General features: G+C 66.8%; 13 protein-coding genes. 4 read left to right on the plus strand and 9 right to left on the minus strand.

Annotated elements, in window-relative coordinates; translation table 11 throughout:
- Positions 1-15 precede the first annotated feature (15 nt).
- Positions 16-2436, plus strand: a complete 2421-nt coding sequence (locus AB4Y92_RS13255; protein WP_441820076.1) for a glycoside hydrolase family 95 protein — start codon at positions 16-18, stop codon at positions 2434-2436.
- Between the two features lie 245 nt (positions 2437-2681).
- On the opposite strand, the gene AB4Y92_RS13260 is transcribed toward AB4Y92_RS13255, so the two are convergent.
- Positions 2682-4241 carry an alpha/beta hydrolase gene (locus AB4Y92_RS13260; protein ID WP_441820077.1) on the minus strand — a complete coding sequence of 520 codons (1560 nt, stop codon included), beginning with the start codon at positions 4239-4241 and terminating at the stop codon, positions 2682-2684.
- Between the two features lie 124 nt (positions 4242-4365).
- Between AB4Y92_RS13260 and AB4Y92_RS13265 the strand changes: the two genes are divergently transcribed.
- The gene (locus AB4Y92_RS13265; RefSeq protein ID WP_441820078.1) at positions 4366-4881 is read left to right on the plus strand and encodes a MarR family winged helix-turn-helix transcriptional regulator; all 516 of its coding nucleotides are present in this window, start codon (positions 4366-4368) and stop codon (positions 4879-4881) included.
- Between the two features lie 97 nt (positions 4882-4978).
- On the opposite strand, the gene AB4Y92_RS13270 is transcribed toward AB4Y92_RS13265, so the two are convergent.
- A complete protein-coding gene (locus AB4Y92_RS13270; protein ID WP_441820079.1) occupies positions 4979-5260 on the minus strand; it encodes a hypothetical protein in 282 nt (93 codons plus the stop codon).
- Between the two features lie 491 nt (positions 5261-5751).
- Between AB4Y92_RS13270 and AB4Y92_RS13275 the strand changes: the two genes are divergently transcribed.
- Complete coding sequence (locus tag AB4Y92_RS13275) at positions 5752-7866, plus strand: right-handed parallel beta-helix repeat-containing protein (RefSeq protein ID WP_441820080.1); 2115 nt, start codon at positions 5752-5754, stop codon at positions 7864-7866.
- Positions 7867-7992: 126 nt separating this feature from the next.
- Here the strand turns inward: AB4Y92_RS13275 and AB4Y92_RS13280 are convergent, their stop codons facing one another.
- The 7 genes from AB4Y92_RS13280 to AB4Y92_RS13310 form a co-directional block, all read right to left on the minus strand.
- Positions 7993-8448 carry a hypothetical protein gene (locus AB4Y92_RS13280; protein WP_441820081.1) on the minus strand — a complete coding sequence of 152 codons (456 nt, stop codon included), beginning with the start codon at positions 8446-8448 and terminating at the stop codon, positions 7993-7995.
- A gap of 268 nt (positions 8449-8716) precedes the next feature.
- The gene (locus tag AB4Y92_RS13285) at positions 8717-9310 is read right to left on the minus strand and encodes an NAD(P)H-dependent oxidoreductase (RefSeq protein WP_441820082.1); all 594 of its coding nucleotides are present in this window, start codon (positions 9308-9310) and stop codon (positions 8717-8719) included.
- A gap of 376 nt (positions 9311-9686) precedes the next feature.
- The gene (locus tag AB4Y92_RS13290; protein WP_441820083.1) at positions 9687-10457 is read right to left on the minus strand and encodes a class I SAM-dependent methyltransferase; all 771 of its coding nucleotides are present in this window, start codon (positions 10455-10457) and stop codon (positions 9687-9689) included.
- A 17-nt stretch (positions 10458-10474) separates the two neighbouring features.
- On the minus strand, positions 10475-11683 hold the full coding sequence (locus tag AB4Y92_RS13295; RefSeq protein WP_441820084.1) for a cytochrome P450: 1209 nt from the start codon (positions 11681-11683) through the stop codon (positions 10475-10477).
- Between the two features lie 11 nt (positions 11684-11694).
- Positions 11695-12429: a tRNA-dependent cyclodipeptide synthase gene (locus tag AB4Y92_RS13300; protein ID WP_441820085.1), complete on the minus strand. Its 735-nt coding sequence runs from the start codon at positions 12427-12429 to the stop codon at positions 11695-11697.
- 840 nt (positions 12430-13269) lie between these two features.
- Complete coding sequence (locus AB4Y92_RS13305; RefSeq protein ID WP_441820086.1) at positions 13270-16065, minus strand: protein kinase domain-containing protein; 2796 nt, start codon at positions 16063-16065, stop codon at positions 13270-13272.
- On the minus strand, positions 16062-16628 hold the full coding sequence (locus AB4Y92_RS13310) for an ECF-type sigma factor (RefSeq protein ID WP_441820087.1): 567 nt from the start codon (positions 16626-16628) through the stop codon (positions 16062-16064). The genes AB4Y92_RS13305 and AB4Y92_RS13310 overlap by 4 nt, the downstream gene beginning before the upstream one ends.
- 397 nt (positions 16629-17025) lie before the next feature.
- Here AB4Y92_RS13310 and fabD point away from each other — a divergent pair, with 397 nt between their 5' ends.
- On the plus strand, positions 17026-19380 hold the full coding sequence (fabD, locus tag AB4Y92_RS13315; RefSeq protein ID WP_441820088.1) for an ACP S-malonyltransferase: 2355 nt from the start codon (positions 17026-17028) through the stop codon (positions 19378-19380).
- Positions 19381-19394 lie beyond the last annotated feature (14 nt).

Genomic DNA, 19394 nt, shown 5'->3' on the forward strand with positions numbered 1-19394 from the left:
GATAAATAAAGCCGCATGCCGAACGACAAGTCCGATCCATTCGATGGTTTACGGCGCGCGCTGCTGCAGTTCGCCGGAGGCCTGGCATTCACGCCGGCGCTGAGCTGGTTGCCCGAGGCGGATGCGAAAGCAACGCCGACGCAGGCCGCGGGCGCGTCCTCGTCCAGCCTTTGGTACGAACGGCCAGCGGAGGAGAGCCAGCTGCTGCTGGACGGCCTGCCGCTAGGCAACGGCCACCTGGGTGCGTTGTTGGGTGGCGACGCCGCGCGGGAGTGTCTGGCGATTACCGACGGCAGTCTGTGGCAGGGCCGGCGCAACGATGAGCCGGACGAACAGGGCCAACTGCCCTACGAGCCTTTCGATGCGAACCGGTTCGGAAGTTTCGCGCTGCTGGCCAAGCTGCGCCTGTCGTTGCCCGAGCATGCCGAACCGGACGACTATCGCCGCGAACTCGACATGCAGCATGGCTGCGCGCAGGTGCGCTACACCAAGGCGGGCACGCGCTATCGCCGCGAAGCCTTCGTCAGCCATCCCGACCGCGTGCTGGTGCTGCGCCTCACAAGCGAGGGCAGCGGCGGTTATCACGGAACCTTGGCGCTGGAAGGCGCGCATGGCGAACGCACGCTCGACGCGAGCTCGCAGCCTGCCGGCATGCGAGCGCTCGCTTTCGAAGGGCGTTTCGAGAACGGGCTGCGCTACGCCGCGCAGGTCGGTGTCGTCGCCGATGGCGGGCGCGTGGTGGCGGACGGCGGCCTGCTGCGCTTCGAAGGATGCCGCGCGCTGACCATAGTCCTCGCCGCGGCGACGAACTACGCGCCTACCGCCACCGACTTCATCGATCGCAAGGTCGAACCAACCGAAGTAGCAGCGAAACGGCTGCAGACCGCCCTGTCCAAGCCCGTGCAAGCCCTGCGCGATGCGCACGTGACCGATCACCGCACCCTGTTCGACTCGATGCAAGTGGACCTGGGCGCATCCACCGCGCAACAGCGCCGTCTGGACACCTGGGCACGGCTGCAGGCCCGATCAGAATCGAAAACGCCCGATCCCGAATTCGAAGCCACCTACCTGCAGTTCGGCCGCTACCTCACCATCGCCGGTTCACGCGACGGCCTGCCCACCAATCTGCAGGGTCTATGGATCACCAGCACCGAGCTGCCCTGGTTCAGCGATTACCACACCGACATCAATGTGCAGATGAACTACTGGCTGCCGGATCGGGCCGGTCTGGGCGGCCAGTGCTTCGAGGCCCTGGCCGATTACTGCGTGCAGCGCCTCGCGCTGTGGACGCAGATCACGCGCGAGCGCTTCAACGATCCGCGCAACCGCTTCCGCAACACCTCAAACAAAGTCGCCGGATGGGCCGTCGCGATCTCGCTCAACGGCTTCGGCGGCAACGGCTGGTGGTGGCATCCGGCCGGCAACGCGTGGCTGTGCCTGAGCTTGTGGGAGCACTGGCAATACACGCTCGACCGGCGCTATCTGGAAAAGATCTTCCCGTTGCTGCAAGGCGCCTGCGAGTTCTGGGAAGCGCGGCTGGTCGAGACCGACGTGCGCGACGCGAACGGCACCACGCGTCGCATGCTGGTGGACGATCACGACTGGTCGCCCGAACACGGCCCGCAGGACGCGCGCGGCATCGCCTATGCTCAGGAACTCGTCTGGGCGCTGTTCGGCCATTACGTCGAAGCCAGCGCAGTGCTTGCGCGCGGCGCGCAGTATGCCGCCACGATCGGCCGGCTGCGCGAGCGGCTGTACCTGCCGCGCGTGCTTGACGACGGCGCGCTTGAAGAATGGATGGGCGCGAACGACCTGGGCGAAGCGCGGCACCGGCATCTGTCGCATCTGATCGGCCTGTTCCCCGGCGACCGCATCCACGACGGCACCGCGGCGCCGGCGCTGGTGGCGGGTGCGCGGCGGGCGCTGGACGTGCGCGGCAACGACAGCTACGGATGGGCCAACGCCTGGCGCGCGCTGTGCCGCGCGCGGCTGCGCGAAGGCGATGCCGCCTACGATCTGCTGATCGCCAACCTCGCGCCGTGGCGGGAGGGATCGAACGCGCTGGCCGGCACTTCGGCGAATCTGTTCGACATCTACGCGCTCGGCGGCAAGGGCATTTTCCAGATCGACGCCAACTTCGGCGCGGCGGCGGCGATGCTCGAGATGCTGCTGTACTCGCGCCCGGGCCGGATCGAACTGCTGCCGGCGCTGCCCCGCGCCTGGCCGCGCGGCAAGGTGACGGGAATCGGCGCGCGCGGTGGTTTCGTGGTCGATCTGGCGTGGCGCGATGGCCGCGTGGAGGAGGTGCGCGTGCGCAGCGTTGGCGGAACCGAGGTCGAAGTCGTGCATGCCGGGCAGGTCGTGCCGCTGCGGTTGGAAGGCGGGCGGTCTGTGCAATTGCGCGCGGATGCTGACGGCCGGTTGAGTCGCTCCTAGCGTTTTCATGCTAACCGTCGCCGAGCGAGCACGATGGCCGCAGAGTCTTGTCGCCTGTCTGTCGCAAGCCATAAGCAGCCGTGAAAACGGAAACAGCAGCTTCATCGTGGCGCGGCAAGTACAGGTGAAGGCAAGGCCGGTTTGCATTGACAGCGGCGTAGCGTCGCGCCCGGATGATCGGCCGGGCGCCGGCGCTCTATATGCCGACGTGTTCCGCCGCGCTCATGGATGCGGCGTCGAAGCGATCAATGCAGCTGTTCCGGCGCCGGAAAATCCGGAAGCGAAAACTCGGGCGGCGAAAGCGTCACGCTGACGGGCAGGCCTTTCGCATCTCCCGTCCGCAGGAAATCATAGAGCGCCGCTTTGACCGCCGGCTGTTCTCGAAGTTGATAGAAAGGGCCGTCGTGTCCGCCCCGATGGACCACGATCGCGTGACCGTTGCGAAAATACGGCAGCAATCCGGTGGTGTTTTCCACCGGCGTGCTCGTGTCCCAATCGCCGTGAACGAACACTACCGGCGTCGGGCTCTCTTCCGGCGTGCGCAGCGCGTCGCCGAGGTCGGGCGTGGGCCACGCCGGCGCGGAGGCGATGTCGATGGCGAAGCGCCAGGTGCCGAGCCAATCGACCGCCGGATCGGTCTGCACGCGATGCCGCCGCGCGTCGCTGATGCCTGAGCTGGTGTCGATCAAGGGCCGTATCAGCGCCATATCGCCGGCCGCGCGCGCCTGGATCGTCTCGCGCGCCCAGGCATCGTAATGGCGGTGGTAAATCGAGAGCAGGAAGGCCGGCCACTCGGCGCCGTCGTTGTCGGTGTGCGAGGTGAGCGCGAGCTGGAAATCCTCCGCGCCCAGCGACACCGTGCGCGGCTCGCCGCCGGCTTCACCGGCGAGCGTGACCCGGATCGGCCCCTTCGCGAATCGCTCATGCACCTCGCGTACCGCCGCCATCAAGCCGCCGGGCGGCAAGTAGGCGGCCAGTCGCCGATCGCGGTCGGCATCGAACGCCAGGCGCTGTATCGCGGCATAGACCTGCGACGGGATGTCGAAGCCGTCGAGCGGTTCTACCGACGAAAGCACCGCGCGTGCCACGATGTCCGGATGCAGGCGGATGATGGCCAGACTCCACTGCGATGCGAAGCTGCCGCCGAACAGCGAGATCTTCTCGTAGCCCAGCGCTTGGCGCAGGTCATCGACGTCGGCGGCCAGCTGAACGATGGTGTATCCGGACAAGTCCTTGTCGCGATGCGTCGCGACGGCGGCCCGCGCCAACGCGATCATCGCCGCCGAGTCGGCTTTCACGGACGAAGGCCGGTCCAATGGCGAAGCCGGCGCCTCGATGCTCAACATATCGCCGCGTATCGAATAACCCCGCTGCTCGACCACGACCAAGTCGCCGACGGCGCCGTACGACGCCCACGATTTCAGCCGGCTTCGCGATGCGGCATCCTCGCCCGTGAAGGCGCCGAGTACGCTCAGGCCGGGACCGCCCGGCAACCAGAACACCGGCGGCGCGCCCGTCGGCTTCGGGGCCTTGATGCGGGCGAAACCCACGCCGATGATCCGGCTGCCGGGGTTTTCGCGGTTCTCGGGAACAAACAGCGTTCCGAGCTGATAACGCAGCTGATGGCCTTCCACCGTCGCCACCGCCTCCGGATCGAGCATGATCTCGCCCGCGCGATGCGGGCCGGCGGCCGCGAACAAGGGCGCGAAGCAGATCAATGCGGTCAGCATGTACGCGCAGGCGCTGGCGGCGAGTCCTCCCGAACGGGTCTGCATGTACGGGTGGCTCGGATCGCGAAGGCGCATCGGTTCTTCCCAATTGAACTTCGACTCGATACCAAGCCCGGCGCTGGATGAGGCGCACGCGCCATTGAGGATCTTGACGAATTTATATTCACATCAAGATACTTGATGATGAAATACTTTAGCGATGACCAGGAAACAAAGTAAACAGGCCGCCCCCGATCTCATCGACCGCCTGGTGGCCGATTGGAAGCGCGAGCGTCCGGACCTGGACGCGTCGGCCATGTCGGTCGTCGGACGCATCCTGCATCTGGGCCGGCTGCTGGAGGACGCCGCCAGCGAAGGCCTGCGCGGCACCGGCATCAACTACACCGACCTGGACGTACTGGCGACCTTGCGCCGCTCCGGCGCGCCGTATCGACTTACGCCGACCGCCTTGCGGAAGTCGGTGTTGCTCACCTCGGGCGCGATGACCGCTTGTTTGAACCGACTGGAACGCGCCGGACTGATTTCGCGCAACGCCGTCGACGAAGACCGCCGCTCGCTCGCCGCCGCGCTGACTGGCAAGGGTTTGAAGCTGACCGACAAGGCGATCGCCTCCCGTTTCGAACAGGCCCGGCAGGTCGTGGAGGTGTTGAGCGCGGGCGAGCGTGCTGAACTGGCGCGCCTGCTGCGTAAGCTGCGGTCGAACTTGCCGAGCTGATAGGCGCGGCAAGCTGATTGAGCGCAGCGCGCGTGCGGAACTTCTGCGCGTTCGGAAAGGCGGCTTCGACAACGCTCCGGAGCTGCCGCTACCCGGCTCAGTCTTCCGAAATGCATCCTTCCGCGAGTTTGACGTACCAGTAGCCGGTATCCGGCTGCTCTTGTTCGACCAGGATCGTCTGCTCCTGAGTAGAACGACCCCAACTCAGATAGCACTTACGGCTGGCGTCGTATGAGGCAGCCTCGTAGGCTTCATTGCGGTCGTGCCCGATACCTTCGCCGATCACCTCGTACCGATGCTGAGCCGCGAAGACGGCGCCGCTGAAGGCGATCGGGGTCAGGAACGCAACAGCGGAAATCCAACGCTTGTTCATGTTCATACGTGCTCCTCTCCAGGTCATGTCCGCACAGTGCCGAACGATAGTGACGCTCGTGTTAAGCCGGTTGCCGATGACGGCCCGTCCGGAGCCGGCTCGCTGCCTGCCGCCTGTCCGCAAGTTGATGGTACTGCGGCGCGCTCGCCGCATCGCCGCGATTACGATGTCGCTCCGGCGCGCGCAATGCGAACGCATGTACAAGATTCGATGCCGGTTAAGGACAATCCGAAGGCCGAAGTCCGCCGAAATAATGCGACGCATCTCGCATATCGGAAGCGATATGACAGCCGCCACTATTGCGACCGGCGCGCGGCATGGGACTACAGCGCAGGTTGCGGCATTGCCGCCACCGCGCTCGGGGAGCGCACTCGACGGTACGCCGGTCCGGCATGGGCGCGGCGAGGGTGAGCGGACCGGCGTGCGCACGAAGTGTCCGCATCCCGCAGGGAGCGGGGCGTCTGTCTCCATCGTCTGTCACCAGCCGGAACCCAAACGTGGCCATCACTCCGCGACATCCGTTCACCCGCACTGTTCTCGAAATGGCGCGTCGCGCCCTGCCGGCGCTGGTCGCCGCCGCCGCCGCCTTCGCCCCGGCCGCGCAAGCGCAGACGCAAGCGCGCTATGCCGCCGAGGGACAGGCGCACACCGGCCAGCTCTGGCCGAGCGCGCCGCCGGCGCAGGTCTGCGGCAATACCGCGCTGCTGGCCGGCCCGGCGACGGCGCCCACCGGCGCGGTGGTGGTTCCGGCCGGCGACAACAGCGGCTTCAACTTCAATCGTCCAGGCGCCACCTTCTGGTTCGAAACCGGCGTGCATACCTTCGGCGACGACCTGTACGGCCAGATCATCGCCCGCGACAATGCCACCTACGTCGGCGCGCCGGGCGCGGTGCTGGACGGCCGCAATCTCAATCTCTACGCCTTTACCGGCAGCGCCCAGCACGTCGCCGTGCGTTATCTCACCATCGTCAACTTCGGCCGCGGCGCGGACAACAACAACGAAGGCGTGGTCAACCACGATGCCGGCGATCATTGGCTGATCGAGTACAACACGATCCAGAACAACGACGGCGCCGGCGTCTTCCTCGGCAGCGACAACGTGGTGCAGTACAACTGCCTCAAGGACAACGGCCAGTACGGCTTCAGCATGTTCAAGCCGCCGGTGGAGGGCGATTCGGCGATCAAGAACATCGTTCTGGACCACAACGAAATCGCCGGCAACAACACCGACGACTGGGAAACGCGGGAGCCTGGCTGCGGCTGCACCGGCGGCGGCAAGTTCTGGGACGTGCGCGGCGCGCGCGTGACCAACAACTGGGTCCACGACAACAAGAGCGTGGGCCTGTGGGCCGATACCAACAACATGGACTTCCTGTTCGAAGGCAACTACATCGCCGACAATCAAGACGAAGGCATCTGGTACGAAATCAGCTACAACGCCACCATCCGCGGCAACACCTTCCTGCGCAACGCCTGGCGCAAGGGCGCGAGCAACGGCGGCTCGCCGGCGCCGGCGGTCTATCTGTCCGAATCCGGCGGCGACGATCGCTTGCCCAGCGCGGTCTCCGGCGCGGCATTGATCCGCATCAACGACAACTACTTCGAAGACAATTTCTCCGGGGTGTCGATCTATGAGAACGCCAACCGCTTCTGCAACTCCAACGGCAACACCAGCAAGAGCTATTGCACGCCCTTCGTCAGCCCGAACCAGATCCAGGGGCCGTACGACTACGAATACACCCATCCGATCAGCGCCACTCACCCGTGCTACACCCAGGTCGGCCAGGAACCATTCTTCACCGATTGCCGTTGGCACTCGCGCAACATCGAAGTCAGCTCCAACGAGTTCTACTTCAATCCGGCCGTGGTGCCGTGCGGAACTTCGGGATACTGCGGCGCGCAAGCCTTGATCGCCACCGGCGCCGACAATCTGTCGTGGTCGCCGTACACGGTCGGCGGCGTCCAGGACCAGGTGATGTTCGGCGCCAACAACCGCTTCGCCAACAATCACTACTACGGCCCGTGGAAGTTCGCCACGCGCTGGGGCGATCGCATCAGTTTTTCCGCCTGGAAGGCCGCGCCGTACAACCAGGACGTAGGCAGCACCACCGATCAGGTGACCAATCCGGAGCCGCCGAATCCGCCCGGCAATGTGATGGATGCCGACACCTCGTTGCTGGAAGCTTCGATCGGCAACTGGAGCGCCTGGTACAACGCCGAGGTCGCCCGCGTCGCCGAGCAGGCGCACGGCGGCGCTTACAGCCTGCGGGTGAATGTCGTCGAATCCAATTGGGGCGTGGAAGTCGCCAACTATCCCGGCTACAGCACCGGCGCCGGCGCCAAGCACTTCAGCGCCTGGATCAAGGCCGGCGTGGGCGCGCCGAGCAACGTGCGCGCGGTGATCGAATGGCGCAACGACGCCGGTTCGATCGTCGGCAGCGACACCGTGGCGCTGACCGTGCCGGCGCAGGCCGAGGGTTGGCAGAAGATCGCATCGACCCTGACCGCACCGGCGACCACCGCCAACGCTCGCATTCTGCTGCTAGGCAGCGGCGCCGGCGGCGCGTCGTTCTATCTCGACGATGTGTTGTTGGAGAATCCGCAGGACTGAGGCGGCGCCTTCGCGGTGTCCCTCCCTCGCTTGAGGGAGGGACCATCGCCAAAGGCCAGCGAAGGCCGACGCGGTCGTGCGACGGCCCGTTGCGGCCGTTCGCAGGCCACGCTCACGCCAAGGCGCTCAGGTCCGGCGGTTGTGCAGCAAGTTGGAGTACCTGGAGATGCTGTCGTCGATCCGGTCTATGGCGAAACCGGCCGATTGGGCTTCCATCGCAGCCGCCGCCGCGGCGACGGCCGCGGCCGCGCCCATGAAGATGTCCGTGGCGAGGATGCCGAGTGCGTCTTCGGCGGCCTGCTCCATGTTTGCGTTGATCAGGTCCTGGGTCGTCTGCTTCGGCGAGATCGCCTTGTCCGCCAAGTTCCCGGTCGTCTGCTTCAGCAAGATCGCTCTGCTCGCCAAAGCGAGCCTGGTGATGCCGTCGAAGTAGATGGCGGCCGAATGCGCGACCAGGCCAGCGGCTTCGGGAGACACTGCAAGCAGGGATTCGAGCGCCTGCAGCGCCGTCTCGGCGGCCTGTTTCGCCTTGGCCTGGGTTTGCGCGTCGGCGAAACCCGCGTGGATCGAAGTGTCGTCCATCGGTAAGCTTCCTTCGTTCGGCTGGAAAAGCGTACGCAATCATCCTCTGCATTCGGCCCTGCACAGCCGCCGTGCGTCGCCGTGCTCGTCGGGCGCGCGGCTGAACGCGATGAGCGTCATGAATTCGCCGAAGACGCCGCCGTCGCGGCTTCCGGGGGCCCGGTGGGGCGCTGCCCTGCGCGGCTGAATCGAACCAGGCGCTTCGGAGAATGTCGGCTGTCGGCGAAACCGAATCGCGAAGCGGGTTCGGCTGGAGCCCGGGCGCGAACTAACGTCGAGCCGCGTCGGCCACGATCGCTGCGACTTCGTCCAGCCACTGCGCCCGCAACTGCGCGCTGCTCCCCGACACCGGGCCGTACATGCGCCGGATTACGCTGTTCACGCCGCATAGCCCGAACACGCAGCGCGCCCAGATCGACTCGAGCGGGTCGCCGAAGGCCGCCGCCTCGCGCTCGGCCGGCGTGTTGGAGGTATTGAACACCAGCGCGTGCCGCGCTTTCAGCAAGCCCACCGGCACGCCCTCATACGACACGCCGGGCGGATAGGCATAGGCCGTATCCAGGCGGAACACCCGATCGATCCAGCCCTTGAGAATCGCCGGCGGCTGGCCCCACCAGTTCGGATGGAAGATCGCGATCAGATCGGCTTGCGCAAGCTGCGCGCAATGCTGTTCGACCAAGGGATCGGTCGAAGCGACATTGCCGCTTTCGCCCGTGGGCTGCACCGGGTTGAAACCCTCGGCGTAGAGGTCGTGGAACGCGACCCGATACCCATGCCCGGTCATTGCGTCCTGCGCGGCCTGCGCCATCGCGTGGCTCAGGCTCGTGGGACTGGGGTTGGCGACGATGATGGATGCGAGCATGAAGACGTGATCTCGAAACAAGCCAATGAACGCAACGGCGACGATGCGGTTCGCCGAACTTCGCCGATGCGGCGAAATCTGCGAATCGGTCGGCGCCGATGCTAGCCGACGCGCGCCTCATTTCCCCATGACGATCATCATCAGTTTGGGTTGTGCCGGTCCGGCGTTGGTGTAACGGTGATCCCCCGCCTGACCATTTCATCAGCGGACATCGGGGCGAGCCGGGACCGTCATCGTGATTGCATCGCCGCGCGCATGCGGCCTGTTTCGCCGCGAGGTAGCATCGGGATCCTCACCGACGCAAGGCGATCAGCAGGCCGACCGGTTCTGTTTATACAAGTCTTCGGCGACGGTAAGCGAAGCCGAAGCCCGGCGATCAGCGCGTGGCTTCAACAATTAGAGCGTGAGGGCATTGCAAGTAGTTGTTCCAAAGGCGGCGGTCTTTGGTGGCCGGATCGTCGCTATCGGCCAATACAGGGGAATGCCATTTTATGCGTCGGAAACCCGCGTCCTGGAAAGCACGTTCGTGCGCCGCGCGCGACCAGTAGAAGGCGTCCAGATCGAGAATGTGATCGCCGAACCATGCGTGCAAATGCACCGGCGCGCCTTCCGAAGGCTCCACGGCCCCGGTCAGTTCCATGCCGTATTCGCGGTACCAATCGGCTTCGCGGGAGAAGTGCGGGTTCAACACCGCCGCGACGAATCGGCCTTCCGGGCCCGACAGCGCGTGATAAGCCGTGCTGCATATGGCGGTCAGCCCATCCTGCGACGATGCGTAGGGCAATACGTACACGGCCGTGACCAGGTCGAACGTCTCGCCCAGGTCGGCGGAAATCGTGGCCGGATCGCGTGTCGCGTCGCGCCGAAGATAGCGAATGCCCATGGGCTCGCGCTGCTCTCTCGCACTCGCGTAGCCGATCATTCCGTCGGATACGTCCAGGCCCATGACCCGGCGCGCGCCTTGCCTGGCGATCGCTCGCGTATACAGGCCGCTGCCGCAGCCCAGGTCCAGGACATTCAGCGCCTTGGTCTCACCCACCACTTTCAGGAAGCTGTACATCTCGATGTGCTTGCGGAACGGCATCTGCTCGATGCTGCTTTCGTAGGCATCGGCCAACGCATCGAACTGGCTGTCGGAGTGGCTCATATCCATGCCTCCATGGATCACCAGGCGACCGGCAAACTCACCGGACGTATGAAGAGGATGTTTCGCTCCCACGGGATGTCATTCGGCGGCAGGGCCAGAATCAATCCCGGGAATCGCGCGAACAGCAATCGGTAAGCGCTCTCGAGGAACACGCGGACCAGCGATGCGCCGAGGCAGAAATGGGGTCCGGAGCCGAACGTCGCGGTTCCGTCTGTCGGGCGATGAATGTTGAACTTCGCCGGATGTTGATAAAGCTTCGGGTCCCACGGCACGCCGAGCATCGTGGCGCATACCGCCTCGCCGCGGCGAATCAGGCCGCTGGCGATCTCGACGTCGTCCATCGCCACCCGAGGCAGGCCGAGCACGCCGTTGTGGTGATAGCGCAGGACTTCTTCGACCGCCTTGGGCCATAAGCCGGGGTCGTCGATGCATTGCTGCAACTGCTGCCGATTGACCAGAAGCGTGAGCAATCCGGTGGACAACGGCGGAATCAAGGGTTCCGAACCGGTCACGAACAAATAGCAGACCGTTCCGAGCAGTTCATCGCCGGTAATCCGTTTCTCGCGCTCGGCCTGGATGAGCGCGCCGATGGGATCGTCGTGCGGTGGCTGCTGTCGGCGCAGCTGGATGATCTTCCGTGCGAAGTCGATCACCGCCCCGGTCGCGCTGCGGACTTCTTCCGCGCTGGCCTCGTAGTTCGTCTGGGTATGGAAGTACTCCAAATACCTGGCGCGAAACTCGACGGGAACATGAAGGATTTCACAGTTGCTCAGCAATGGAAGCAGGTTCGAGTAAACCCGCATCAGATCCACGGGATTGGCGCCCTGCGCCATCGCATCGAGCAGTGCATGGGCGTGATTCTCGATCAAGGGCTTGTAGCGCTCCGCGCCGGAGCGCGTGTAGAAGCGCCCGATGACCTGCCGGACCCGGGTGTGGTCGGGAGGGTCCAGATTGAAGATCCCGCCCGGAACGGAGGTGAAGTCTTCGCCGACGAAACGCGGCGCGCCCGAGTAGGTCAGATCACGCGAAAAGCGCTTGTCGCTCAAGATCAAGGCGATATCTTCCTTGCGCGTCACCATCCAGGCAGGTGTCCCGCTGGGCAGTCTGATGGGGCACAGCGGCCGGTGCTTTCTCGCCCACGCGATGGTCTGCGGCGGCGTTCCGAGCGGGCCGATCGCGAAGGGGTAGTCGATCAGATCCGTTTGTTGAAACAGCGGTAGCGTCATGGCGGCGGCCGTCACGGCAACGAGGGGAAGGAGACGAAGCCTTGGCCGCGGCCGCGCGCCAACGCATCAGGACGCGAAATCAAGGTCTCGATGAGCTGCACCGGGCGCGGATAAGCGAACACCGAACTGGCCACGCCGTAGATGGAAGGGCTGTCGATGAAGAACGGCAGCTCGGCCAACGCGTAGCGCACCGCGTGGTCGGGCGAGCCTGGCTCAGGTGTCGCGCCGCCGCTGTTCGCTACTGCGGTTCTTGCCGCCTGCTGGCAGGCCTGCCGCAACCATGGCTCATCGTCGTAATGTTTTTCGACGCGCTGGCGCAGGCACAGGTAGGAGTTGCGCTCGGTTAACCGAGTCCAGGTGTGCACCCGTTGATCGGCATCGGCGATGCCGCGTTCGCGCAGGCATCGGATACTCGTATTGCGCAAGCCGTACAGCGACTTTCGCAATCTGCGCGAAGCATCCACCGGGGTCATTCCGGCCGCGACCAAGGTGTAGATGGCCTCGTAACCCGGCAGCAACACGTTCACGGAGCGGAAGTTGTCGATGCCCCAGAACACCAGGCGCCGAACCGCGTTCGGCGTGAAGTAGCCATTGAAGGGGCTCAAGCCGATGACGACATGCTCGCCTCTTCCGACTATTTCGGCGCAGCTGTCGGTATAGGGCAGCGGCGAACACGCGCCATCGAGCACAGGCGGCAACGTCCGCTCGCGGATTGACTCATCGCTGCGCATCGGCGGTAGGCCCATGGATCCCCGGTTTCGCGCGCCGTCTGACACCGGGCCGTATTGCTGCCCGATGCGCCGGACCTTTGTGCGCGCACCGTACTCTCGCTAATAGTGCTCTACCGTGATCTTTCTCATGTAAGCGGCGTGAGCGTTCGTGATCGACGGAAGGAAAAGGTTATCGATTCCAGAACGCGGATCATCGACACCAGTCGTCGCGGAAAATTACGAGATTCGCCATGAAACGCGGCGCCCGCGAATGCGGCTCTGCTGCGCGATCGGACAGCCAAAAATTCACGATGCGCGGCGACCGCTTATTGAATTCTGCTGCTCGTGCGTACATCTGCTGCGGCCGCCCGCAGCGACAACAAATGCGAAAAACCGCCGCGCACATGAGTGCGCGGCGGCGTGCGTATCGGCGGATTACTTCTTCGCCGGCGCCGAGGTCGGCGCGGGTCGCGGCGAGGACGTCGGCGCCGTCGTGGTGCCGGACTTGCTGCTGCTGCCGCTGACGGTGGAGGTGTTCATTTGCGCGTAATCCGGGATGCAGAACGGAGGTCCGGTGAACGGAGGTCCGCATACCTTGGAAGGCTGCTGCTGCTCACGGGCGAGAGAGGGTGTGCTGAACGCGAATGTCGCGATCAGGACGGTGGCTAGTCCAACGATGAAACGCATGTCGACTCCTTGCTGACGGGAAGGTGCGGGGGGTATTCCGAGCCGTGGCGCTCCCCGACGTGCGCCCGCTCGCTGCGCGGCGTCGGTGCGATCCCGGGCCGCGGCAGTTCCTGGTCGATAATGAGTTCGCAATGCGACGGCGGAACCCGTCATCGCCGTCGCGATGCCGCGCGCGCGTTGCGGCCGCGTTCATTTGCCGGTGCCCGGCGACGGCGAGGCCGCGCCGCCGGCGTAAGTCGCGCGTTGCAAGTCCTGGCGCAGCCGCGAGGCTTCGGCCAGCGCCGGCGCGCGCGCGTGCAGTTCGCGCTGCAACGGCGCGATGGCCCGGTCCAGCAATTCGCGCGCGTGGGCCGGATCGTTCCGGTCCAGCGCGATCCGCGCGGCGGCGAGTTCGACCATCGCGATCGGCGGCGTGCCGGCGAGGTAATGGCGATGCGCGAGTTCCAGCGCCTCGCCGATGTGCTGCGCGGCCGCGCCCGCGTCGCCGCGCGCGGCCGCGGCCTGGGCCTGCAGCGTGCGCAGGGCGATGACCGATTTCGGATCGAGGTCGCGGTACTGCGTCACCGGCTCGGCGTCCTTCAGCGCGGCGGCGGCTTCGTCGAAACGCCGCGCCTGCATCAGGCCCTGCGCCTGGCGCAGGCGGACGAAGGCCGGGCCGACGAACACGTCGCCCTTGTCGGCGCGCGAAATTTCCAGAGCGCGGGCGAAATCTTCGTCGGCCTGAGCGTAGCGGCCGGCGGCGCTGAGCGACAGGCCGCGGGTGTAGTGGGCCTTGATCCGCCATTCCGCGTAGGCCGAGGTGGCCGGCATCCGCGCCAGGGCCGCGCTGGTCAAGGCCATGGCGTGGTCGTGATCGGCGAGGTTGGCGTAGGCCATCGCCATGCGCACGTCGTCGCGGGCGAGGACGGCGTCGTCCAGCTTCAGCGCGCGGGCGATGGCTTGCGAACGCTGGTAGTGGTCGATCGCCGCGCGCGAACGGCCGGTGTCGTCCAGCATCAGCGCCATGTACAGCTCCATGTCGGCGGTCAGGCGGCTGTTCTCGCCGTAGACGCGATGGGCCAGACGCAGCGCCTGCCCGGCGTTGGCCAGCGCTTCGGGATAGCGGTGCTGCGAGTAGCGCACCATCATCGCGATGCGGCGCAACTGGTACGCCGGCAGGCCGTCGCGCTGGGGCCGTCCGCGGTCGATGGCTTCGGCCACGCTCAGATGGCGGGCGGCCGCGTCGATGTTGTTCTGGTAATACAGACTGCGCGCCAGCCCCAGTTCGATTTCCACGCGCAGGGCCGGGTCGTCGCGGCCGGAGGCGTTCAACTGCGCCAGCGCGCGCTGTTGATAGCGCTCGGCGGCGGCGAAGTCGGCGGCGTGCAGCACCGCGGTGGCGTAATCGCTGTACAGGCGCGCCAGCGGCAGGCCGGCTTGCCCTTGCCGCAACTCGATGGCGCGCGCGAGCGCGGCGCGCGCCTGGGCGACGCGTTCGAGCTGCAACAGCAGCAGGCCGCGCACGTGCCAGGCGCGCGCGCGCAGTTCCGGGTCCGGGCGCGGGGTTTGCGCGAACAGGGCGACGGCCGCGTCGATCGCGGCCAGCCCCGGCTGCGGGTCGTTGATGTCGGCGTACACCTCGGCGATGGTCAGCCAGGCCACCATGCGCGCGCGCGGGTCCTGGCTGCGGTCTTCGCGCAGACGTTCGGCGGCCTTGGCGAGCAAGGTGGCGATGGCGATGGGCTGGCCGCGCACGGCCTCGGGCGAGGTTTCCGCCAGCACCGAGGCGAGAAAGTCGCGCGAGGCCTTGGCGTTGGCCGCTTCGCTCGCGGCGACTCGCTCGGCGGCCAGCGCGCGCTGGCGTTCGGCGTTGAGTTGCCACACCGACAGGCTGCCGGCGGCCACCAGCAACACGCTGGCCGCGATGGCGACGCGGTTGCGGCGGATGAACTTGTCGGCCCGGTACCAGATCCGGTCCGGCGCGGCGGAAATCGGCCGGCCCTGCAGATAGCGCGAAACATCGTCCATCAGCGTCGCGACGATGCGGTAGCGCTGTTCGGGATCGGCGGCGGTGGCCTTGCGCACGATGCGGTCGAGATCGCCGCGCAACAACTGGCGCAGCGCCGGATCGCAGGCGATGGCGCTGGGCGCGGGCACCGTGTCGGCGCCGCGGCACAAGGTCGACAGCCGTTGTCCGGTGAGCAGGTCGAACAACAGCGCGCCCAGGCTGAACACGTCGGTGGCGGTGGTTTCGGCTTGCCCGCGGTATTGCTCCGGCGCGCTGTAGCCGGGGGTGAAGGCGCGGGTCGGCGGGTGCGCGGGATTCTCGCCTTCTTCCAGCAGCGCGCCGACGCCGAAGTCCAGCAGCACCGGCGAGCCGTCGGCGCGCACGACCACGTTGGACGGCTTGATGTCGCGATGCAGGACCAGGCGCTGGTGCGCGTGCTGCACGGCGTCGCACAGGCTCAGGTACAGGCGCAGCCGCTGCTGCAGCGACGGCTTGGCCGCGGCCAGATACTCCGGAAGCGGCTGGCTTTCCACATAGTCCATTACCAGGTAGGGCTGGCCTTCCTCGCTCTCGCCGCCGTCGATGTGGCGGGCGATGTTGGGATGGTTCAGTCCGGCCAGCATGGCGCGCTCGCGGTCCATGCGGCGCTTGCTGGTCGCCGAGGCGACGCCGTGCAGCAGCTTCACCGCTACCTGCTGCACGCGCCCGGCGACATCGCGCTCGGCCAGGAACACCGTGCCCATTCCGCCGCTGCCCAGCTCGCGCAGCAGCCGGTACGGGCCGACGGTGCGCAGCGGCAGATCGCGCGCGACCTGGGTCAGGCGTTCGGCTACCGGGCCCTGGCCGTCGTCCTGATCGCAGGCCAGCAAGCGCTCGACCGCGGCGATCAGATCGCTATCGCTTTCGCGCTCGCGCAGGAACCGCGCGCGTTCGGCTGCGGGCCGTTCCAGCGCCTGGTGGAACAGTCCTTCGACCCGGCTGAACTGCGCCGGGGTCATGAGAGATGTTCGCGCAGCCAGGCTTTGGCGAAGCGCAGATCGCGCTCCACCGTGGTCAGCGAAACGCCGAGGACTTCCGCGGTCTCTTGCTGGTTCAGCCCGACCAGGAAGGTGAGTTCGACGATCCGGCATTTGCGCGGGTCTTGCTGATCGAGCGCGCGCAGGGCGTCTTCGACGTCCAGCCAGCGGTCGCCGGCGGCCGATATGTGTTCGGAACCCGACAGGGTGATGTCCACCGCGCCGTTGCCGCGCTTGTCGGCTTGCTGGCGGCGGATGGTGTCCACCAGCACGTAGCGGATCGCGGTGGCGGCGATGCTGAAGAAATGTTGGCGGTTCTGCGCGTCCAGGCTGCCGCCGCCGAGCAGGCGCAGCATGGCCTCGTTGACCAGTTCGGTGGGGTCCAGCACCGGCACGCTCAGGCGCGACAGCCGGCCGGCGGCGATATTGCGCAGTTGCTGGTACACCAGATTCAACAACGCATCCGGAGCCGCGTTATCGCCCGCGCGCCAGGCGGCGAGCAAACGCGTCACATCTCCCGTGTCCTGGGTATAGGGCGACTCCATGATGTCCTTAGGGGGAGAGAAATTCCGAAATCGCAGAATACAACGCGCTATCGATGCCGACCAGTTGGCGAATCTCCGACATTTATCGGAAAAAAAGGTGTCTTCGTTCGCGTTTTGAAAGTGCGCTCGTTCATGCGATTCAGCTCGAACGCGCGAATGCGCCGAATGCTTGGCCCATTAGTCATGCCCGCACTCCTCGCGCACCGCCACCACGGCGCCGACTGGCGCGAACCGCCCGCGAACGATAGCGACGACGGCATGACGGGTTTCGTCCCCGTACTGCGAACTGTCAGTAAACCCCACGGCGAAACCAGCGCGTGGCCCCGGCTGCGCGTTCCTTCGGCTCCTCGCCGCGGGCGCCGCCGCCGTTTCGCACGCTCTTCGCCGGACAGGTCTAATGCACGCGTTTCAGGACGAACTCGCCGTGGTCTTCCCCGGGCAAGGGGCGCAACGCAAGGGCATGGGCCGCGAATTGTTCGCCCGTCATCCGCGGGCCTTGCGCGACGCCGATGAGGTGTTGGGGTATTCGCTGGCCGAGGCGATCGACAGCGACCGGCTCGACCGCACCCAGTACACCCAGCCGGCGCTGTACGTGGTCAATGCGCTGGCTTATCGCGAATGGACGCAGGCGCACGGCCGCGCGCCTGCCTTCGCCGCCGGCCACAGCCTGGGCGAGTACAACGCGCTGCACGCCGCCGGCGCCTTCGATTTCCAGACCGGGTTGCGCCTGGTGGCCGAGCGCGGCCGGCTGATGGCCGCCGCCAGCGGCGGACGCATGGCCGCGGTGATCGGCTGGAGCGAGCAGCGGCTGCGCGAAACGCTGGCCGACATCGGCGCCGGCGAGATCGACATCGCCAACTACAACGCGCCGGAACAGCAAGTGATCGCCGGCGCCGCCGAGGTATTGCCGCGGGTGTCGGCACAGCTGAGCGAGCGCGGCGCGCGCGTGGTCGAGCTGCGAGTGAGCGGCGCCTTCCATTCGCGCCACATGCGCGAGGCGGCGGCGCAGTACGCGCGTTCGTTGGCGACGGCGGCGTTCGCGCCGCTGGCGTTTCCGGTGGTGTCCAACGTCGAGGCGCGGCCCTACGCGCGCGGACGCGAAGCCGAATTGCTGGGCGCGCAGATCACCGCATCGGTGCGCTGGACCGATTCGGTCGCCTATCTGCTCGACGCCGGAGTGGAGCGTTTCGAAGAGTTGGGGCCCACGCCGACGCTGACCCGTCTGATCGAACAAGTTCGCGCGGCGCGGCCGGTGTCGCAGGTGAGTAAGGAAGCACGCCTGGACACCGCCGCGTCGCGTTTCTATACCGCGCCGCCCGCGCCGGAGCCGGTATCGGCTCCGGTCGCGGCGACGATCCAGGCACCGTCGCCGACATCGACGGCCGCATCCGGTCCGCACGATCTGGGCAGCGAGGTCTTCCGCCGCCGTTACGGACTGCGCTACGCCTACGTCGCCGGAGCGATGTACAAGGGCATCGCCTCCAGCCAGGTGGTGATCCGCATGGCCAAGGCCGGCATGCTGGGCTTTCTCGGCACCGGCGGCCTGACCACCGCGCGGCTGGATGAGGAACTCAGCGCGATCCGCACGGCGCTGCAGCCCGGCGAAGCCTGGGGCGCCAACTTGCTGGCCAGCGTCGAACGCCCGCAGGTCGAAGAGGACACCGTCGATCTGTTCCTGCGCCACGGCGTGCGCATCGTCGAGGCGGCGGCCTACACCCAGGTGACGCGCGCGCTGGCGCGCTACCGCATCGGCGGCCTGCGCGTGCGCGCCGACGGCGGCATCGATTTCGAACGCCGGGTGATCGCCAAGGTTTCCCGGCCCGAGGTGGCGCGCGCGTTCCTGTCGCCGCCGTCGCCGGAGCTGATCGCCGACTTGCTGCGCACCGGCGCGATCAGCGCCGAGCAGGCGCAGGCCGCGGCGCGCGTGCCGATGGCCGACGAGCTATGCGTCGAAGCCGATTCCGGCGGCCACACCGACGGCGGCGTCGCCGCGGTGTTGCTGCCGCGCATGCTGCGTTTGCGCGACGAATACGCCGCGCGCTTCGGCTATGCCCAGCCCATCGGCGTCGGCGCCGCCGGCGGCATCGGCACGCCGGAGGCCGCGGCGTCGGCGTTCGTGCTGGGCGCGGACTTCGTCGTCACCGGCTCGATCAACCAGTGCACGGTGGAAGCGGGCACCAGCGAAGCGGTCAAGGACTTGCTGGCGACCCTGGATGTGCAGGACGTGACCTACGCGCCGGCCGGCGACATGTTCGAACTGGGCGCGCGGGTGCAGGTGGTGCGCAAGGGCACGCTGTTCCCGGCGCGGGCGAACCGGTTGTACGGGCTGTACCAGCACCACGATTCGCTGGAGGCCTTGCCGCCGGCGGTGCGGCGGCAGATCGAGGAAAAATATTTCGGCCGCGGCTTCGACGCGGTGTGGGACGAGACGCGCCGTCACTACGAGCACGCCGACCCGGCCGTGCTGGCGCTGGCCGAGACCTCGCCGAAGAAGCGCATGGCCTTGGTGTTCCGCTGGTATTTCGTCCACAGCAACCGCCTGGCGATGGCCGGCGATCCGCAGCGGCGCAGCGATTATCAGATCCACTGCGGCCCGGCGCTGGGCGCGTTCAACACCTGGGTGGCGGGCACCGAACTGGCCGATTGGCGGCATCGCCACGTCGATCAGATCGCGTTGCGCTTGCTGGGCGACACGGCCCGCTTTCTGGACGGCTGGCTGGCGCGTCCGGCCGCGCCGCAGGCGCTGCACTGAGCGCCGCCGGCCGC

This window comes from Lysobacter sp. TAB13 (genome assembly GCF_052113885.1).
Classification (GTDB): Bacteria; Pseudomonadota; Gammaproteobacteria; order Xanthomonadales; family Xanthomonadaceae; genus Lysobacter; species Lysobacter gummosus.

Bases quoted from the DNA above. Each gene is read 5' to 3' on its own strand.
- AB4Y92_RS13255 (WP_441820076.1), top strand. From the start codon at position 16: ATGCCGAACGACAAGTCCGATCCATTCGATGGTTTACGGCGCGCGCTG.
- AB4Y92_RS13260 (WP_441820077.1), bottom strand. From the start codon at position 4,241: ATGCGCCTTCGCGATCCGAGCCACCCGTACATGCAGACCCGTTCGGGA.
- AB4Y92_RS13265 (WP_441820078.1), top strand. From the start codon at position 4,366: ATGACCAGGAAACAAAGTAAACAGGCCGCCCCCGATCTCATCGACCGC.
- AB4Y92_RS13270 (WP_441820079.1), bottom strand. From the start codon at position 5,260: ATGAACATGAACAAGCGTTGGATTTCCGCTGTTGCGTTCCTGACCCCG.
- AB4Y92_RS13280 (WP_441820081.1), bottom strand. From the start codon at position 8,448: ATGGACGACACTTCGATCCACGCGGGTTTCGCCGACGCGCAAACCCAG.
- AB4Y92_RS13285 (WP_441820082.1), bottom strand. From the start codon at position 9,310: ATGCTCGCATCCATCATCGTCGCCAACCCCAGTCCCACGAGCCTGAGC.
- AB4Y92_RS13290 (WP_441820083.1), bottom strand. From the start codon at position 10,457: ATGAGCCACTCCGACAGCCAGTTCGATGCGTTGGCCGATGCCTACGAA.
- AB4Y92_RS13295 (WP_441820084.1), bottom strand. From the start codon at position 11,683: ATGACGCTACCGCTGTTTCAACAAACGGATCTGATCGACTACCCCTTC.
- AB4Y92_RS13300 (WP_441820085.1), bottom strand. From the start codon at position 12,429: ATGGGCCTACCGCCGATGCGCAGCGATGAGTCAATCCGCGAGCGGACG.
- AB4Y92_RS13305 (WP_441820086.1), bottom strand. From the start codon at position 16,065: ATGACCCCGGCGCAGTTCAGCCGGGTCGAAGGACTGTTCCACCAGGCG.
- AB4Y92_RS13310 (WP_441820087.1), bottom strand. From the start codon at position 16,628: ATGGAGTCGCCCTATACCCAGGACACGGGAGATGTGACGCGTTTGCTC.
- fabD (WP_441820088.1), top strand. From the start codon at position 17,026: ATGCACGCGTTTCAGGACGAACTCGCCGTGGTCTTCCCCGGGCAAGGG.